Here is a 3,553-nt window from a genome sequence, read left to right on the forward strand (position 1 = left end):
TTCACCTACGGCTTTCGCGCCTCCACCATCCTGGCGGCGCTGGCCAACGCGGTGTTCCTGCTGGTCGCAACCGGCGCGATCGGCTGGGAGGCGATTTTGCGCCTGCGCGAGCCGGAGCCGGTCGCAGGCGTCACTGTGATGGTGGTCGCCGGCATCGGCATTCTCATCAACGGTTTCACGGCCATGCTGTTTGCAAGCGGGCGCAAGGACGACATCAACATCGAAGGCGCGTACTTGCACATGGCGGCCGACGCCGCGGTCTCGCTCGGCGTCGTGGTCTCGGCGGCGCTGATCATCTGGACCGGCTGGCTCTGGCTCGACCCCGTCACCAGCCTCGTGATCTGCGCCACCATCCTGTGGAGCACGACAAGCCTCTTGCGCGGCTCGATCGACATGTCGATGGCGGCCGCGCCGAAGGGCACCGACCTTGCAGCGATCAGGGCGTTTTTGCTCGCGCGGCCCGGCGTCTCGGCGATCCACGATCTCCACGTCTGGCCGATCTCGACCACCGAGACCGCCCTGACCTGCCACCTCGTCATGCCCACCGGCACCGGCGATGCCTTCCTGATGGAGACCGCGCAGCTGCTGAAGGCCTCGTTCCGCATCGGCCACACCACGCTTCAGGTCGAGACCCATCCGGACAATGGCTGCGCGCTGGCGCCGGACGATGTGGTGTGAGGGGCTACAATGCCCTACGTCGTCATTGCGAGGAGCGAAGCGACGAAGCAATCCAGACTGTCCCCGCGGAGGGATTCTGGATTGCTTCGCTTCGCTCGCAATGACGGTGGAGAGAGCTGCGCCCTACCCCACCTTCGCCGTGACAATCCAGATCGCGCCTTGCAACGCGACCGACTGCCCCTTCAGGAACGGCGTGAGCATCTCGCGGATGGAGGCTTTTGCTGCATCATACGTCTCCGGCGGATGGCCCTGCAGCGCGCGGCTGGCCGGGCCGATCTGCAACGCGCCGTCCACGGCCGCATCGAGGCCGCCGCCGATCGCGACATCCATCGCCAGATTGTGCGGCTCCATCGCCACGTCGACGAAGCCTGCTCCCTTCAGGATGCGCATCACGCGCTCTTCCGAGGCGAACGCGAACGGGCCCGGCTCCTCCGGCCCGACCGGCGGCATTTTCGGCACGTGTTTGTAGACCGCCATCAGCGGCGCCATCATCCAGGGGTTTTCCTTCGGCTCGCGCCAGCAGCCGAAGGCGAGCCGCCCGGTCGGCTTCAGCGCGCGGCGGAGGTTGGTGAAGGACGCAATGGGATCGGCAAAGAACATCACGCCGAAGCGCGAGGTCAGCAGGTCAAAGCTGGCCGGCTCGAACGGATGCACCGTCGCATCCGCCAGCACGAAATCGAGCGGCAGGCCTTTTGGCGCAGACGCGCGCGCCTGTGACAGCATCGGCTCGGACACGTCGAGACCGAGCGCAAAACCGTTCGGGGACACCGCCTTCGCGAACGCGAACGTCGTCGCCCCGGAGCCGCAACCGACATCGAGGACGCGCTCGCCCGGCTTCGGCTTGGCGCGGTCGATCAGCGCGTCGGCAATGGGGCCGAGCAGGCTCTCCTGCGCCGCATGGCGATCAGCCCAGCGCTGCCCGCTCGGGCCGTTCCAATAGGCGATCTGGTCGGCGTTCTCGGCGTGTCCGCTTGGTTGTTGCATGATGTCCCCGGTCATTCCCATTCGCGATGCCCGTCCCGTCGCGGTTCGACAACAGCATACCGGCGATATCACGTCGGGATGTCCGGCGCACCCTTTCCCGGAACCCAGGCGGGCTGAGCGCCGCTCTCCTTCGCGACGCTGGGACGTCACCGACCCGACACAGCCGGTCTCATCCGTGCGCATTGCGGCCGCATTGGTTTCACCGAACGGCCACACCGGAATCAGATGCCAACCAGATTTCCTCGATAGGGTCGCCGCTCCTCAAACTGGAAAGGCATGACCATGCGCAGCTTCACGGCATCCGTCATCGTTGCAGCTCTCTCCCTCGGAACACCTGCTCTGGTGCAGGCACAGGGAGCATCGTCGCAACCCGGCGCGGAACAGCCCTCCACGCAGTCCCGCACGGAGATCCGGAGCATACAGGTCGTGGACGTCAAGGAATTGCAGCCGGCGGTGCGCGCGAAAGTCGATGAGCTCGTGGCGCACACAACCGATCAAGACATCCAGTCGCTTCGGCAGTCCATCGACGCCACGCCGCAGGCAGCCTCCGTGCTCAAGGCCAAGGGCTTGAGTTCGTCCCAAGTCGTCGCGATCAACATCGCCGACGGTGTCCTGACGATGTTCACCAAGACAGCCTGAGATCAGACGGGTTTTAAGGCGCATCACGGCAGCGGCGAGCACGATCGCCGCCTCCTCGGCCGGACAACGAGATCCGCGGTACGAAGAGAATTGCCCTGCAGCGGGTCCGCTGCAGGGCTGCTCTACTCGAACCGGACGTCCTCAGGAACGAGGCCTGGCGATAAACGCTAATCCAACTTTGTGACGGCCGTCACAGATCGACGCCTTGCCTTTAGAGAGACTCTGGCTAGTCTGATTGCAGGCGATCCGGGGGCAGCATGGCCGTTCTACGGCTCACCATTCTTTTCTTCCTGGCGTGTTGGCTCGGTCTTGGCGACGCGAGGGCCGAGAAGCGCGTCGCGCTGGTGATCGGCAATTCCGCCTACAAGAGTGCAACCAGACTGACCAACCCGGTGAATGATGCGAGCCTCGTCGGCGGCATGTTCAGGAAGGCCGGGTTCGATAGCGTCGACGTCAAGCTGGACCTCAATGCCGCCGAGATGCGCCGGGCGCTCCGCGACTTCGGCGGCAGGACGCGCGAAGCCGATGTGGCCGTGGTCTACTATGCCGGTCACGGCATCGAGCTGGACGGCACCAACTATTTGATCCCCACCGATGCCACGCTCGAGACCGACAGCGATGTGCTCGACGAGACGCTACCGCTGGAACGCGCCCTGTTCGCCGTCGAGCCGGCCAAGCAGCTCCGCCTTGTGATCCTGGATGCCTGCCGCGACAATCCGTTCTCCAAAACCATGAAGCGGACGATTGCCGCGCGCGCCATCGGGCGTGGCCTCGCCAAGGTCGAGCCGACCAGCCCGAACACCATGATCGCCTTTGCGGCCAAGGCCGGCTCGACCGCCTCGGACGGCGATTCCAGGAACAGCCCGTTTGCCGCTGCGCTGGTCGAACGGCTCCCCACCCCCGGGCTCGACCTGCGCAAGGCGTTCGGCTTCGTCCGCGACGATGTCCTCAAGAACACCGGCTACAAGCAGGAGCCTTATGTCTACGGCTCGCTCGGCGGCGATGACGTCGCGCTGATCCCGGCCAAGCCTGTTGCCGCAGGACCGCAAGCGAGCCCACAGGACGCAATCCGCCGGGATTACGAGCTGGCGCTGCAGGCGGGCAATCGGGACGCATGGGAAGCCTTCCTTCAGGCCTATCCCGACGGGTTCTATGCCGGCCTCGCCCGTGCGCAACTGAAGAACGTCGCGGCCGAAGAGGCGCGCGCAGCCGCAGCCGAGAAGGCACGTCACGCTGAAGACGCCAGGGCCCG

At 65.6% G+C, this 3,553-nt stretch carries 4 protein-coding genes; 3 read left to right on the forward strand and 1 reads right to left on the reverse strand.

Annotated elements, in window-relative coordinates; all coding sequences use genetic code 11:
* On the forward strand, positions 1–678 hold a 678-nt coding region (locus tag MOV74_RS33880; RefSeq protein ID WP_246931335.1), incomplete at its 5' end, for a cation diffusion facilitator family transporter.
* Between the two features lie 123 nt (positions 679–801).
* Here MOV74_RS33880 and MOV74_RS33885 read toward each other — a convergent pair.
* On the reverse strand, positions 802–1,662 hold the full coding sequence (locus MOV74_RS33885; protein WP_246931336.1) for a class I SAM-dependent methyltransferase: 861 nt from the start codon (positions 1,660–1,662) through the stop codon (positions 802–804).
* Between the two features lie 276 nt (positions 1,663–1,938).
* Between MOV74_RS33885 and MOV74_RS33890 the strand changes: the two genes are divergently transcribed.
* Together MOV74_RS33890 and MOV74_RS33895 are read left to right on the forward strand one after the other, a co-directional pair.
* Entirely contained in the window at positions 1,939–2,301 is a 363-nt protein-coding gene (locus tag MOV74_RS33890; RefSeq protein WP_246931337.1) for a hypothetical protein, read from the forward strand.
* A gap of 257 nt (positions 2,302–2,558) precedes the next feature.
* Positions 2,559–3,553 (forward strand): caspase family protein (locus tag MOV74_RS33895; RefSeq protein WP_246931338.1); only part of this gene is annotated, 995 nt, incomplete at its 3' end.

The sequence above is a fragment of the Bradyrhizobium sp. SHOUNA76 genome, from assembly GCF_023006445.1.
Taxonomy (GTDB): domain Bacteria; phylum Pseudomonadota; class Alphaproteobacteria; order Rhizobiales; family Xanthobacteraceae; genus Bradyrhizobium.